This window comes from Streptomyces sp. NPDC051286, assembly GCF_044455345.1.
In the GTDB taxonomy this organism is placed as follows: Bacteria; Actinomycetota; Actinomycetes; order Streptomycetales; family Streptomycetaceae; genus Streptomyces.
In genome coordinates, this window is sequence record NZ_JBITER010000166.1 from 1 (window position 1) to 1,019 (window position 1,019).

At 66.5% G+C, this 1,019-nt stretch carries 1 protein-coding gene; it reads right to left on the bottom strand.

Going from position 1 to position 1,019, the window contains the following annotated elements:
- Positions 1-24 precede the first annotated feature (24 nt).
- Positions 25-927: an IS5 family transposase gene (locus ACIBB8_RS37975; protein ID WP_398959993.1), complete on the bottom strand. Its 903-nt coding sequence runs from the start codon at positions 925-927 to the stop codon at positions 25-27.
- Positions 928-1,019: the final 92 nt, after the last annotated feature.

The following is a 1,019-nucleotide window of genomic DNA, read 5'->3' on the forward strand; positions in this document are numbered from 1 at the left end:
AGAGCCTGTCGGGTGGCCGGTTGATCACGCTGCGATAAGGTCCTCGACGGTCGTGGAGCGAACGGTTTTCCGGCTGTCGTCATGGCTCCAGCGTGATGGCTGCCCCGCGAGACGGACGAGCATCAGCCGGATCATCGCCACCTTGATCATCGCCTCCGAGGTGGCGGTGAGCCGTTCGTAGTCGCGGGCCAGACGGCGGTTGCGGACCAGCCAGCCGAACGTCCGTTCCACGACCCAGCGGCGGGGCAGCACCTTGAAACCCTTGACGTCGTCGGTCCGCTTCACGATCTCCACGACGATGTTCAGCGTGTTCCAGGCCCAGGAAAGCAGCCTGGAATCAACGGAGTTGGCGTATCCGCCGTCCGCCCAGACCAGTGAGACCGTGCGGAAGCCCTCGGCAAGCCGGGCCAGGACCGCGCGCCCGCCGGCACGGTCCTGGACGGAAGCCGAGGTGACCGCGACGACCAGCAGGAGTCCCATCGTGTCCACGATCACGTGCCTCTTGCGGCCTGCTGTCCGCTTTCCGGCATCGAAGCCCCGCGCCTCTCCGCCCTCACTGCTCTTGATCGACTGGGCGTCGATCACCGCGGCCGACGGCTCGGGGTCCCGCCCGGCTTCCTCCCTCACCCGTCGGCGCAACGCGTCGTGGATGCGGTTCCATGTGCCGTCCCGGCGCCACTTGGTGAACCAGCGGTGGGCCGCGTCGAAAGGCATCAGGTCGTGCGGCAGCATCCGCCACTGACATCCGGACCGCAGCACGTAGAAGACCGAATCGAGGATCAGCCGGTCTCCGTACTTGCGTACACCACCGCCTTTGCGCAGGTCACGGACTGGAAGCAGAGGGCGGATGACCTCCCACATCGCATCGGTGAGGCTGGACGGATAGCATGAGCCGCTGACGGCCCCGGAGTTGTCGCACTGGCACACACCACGTGATCATTCCGGGGCCTTCGCCATGCCCGGCACCCACAGGCACCAATCACGCACCGCTTACGATCAGCCACCCGACAGGCTCTCAG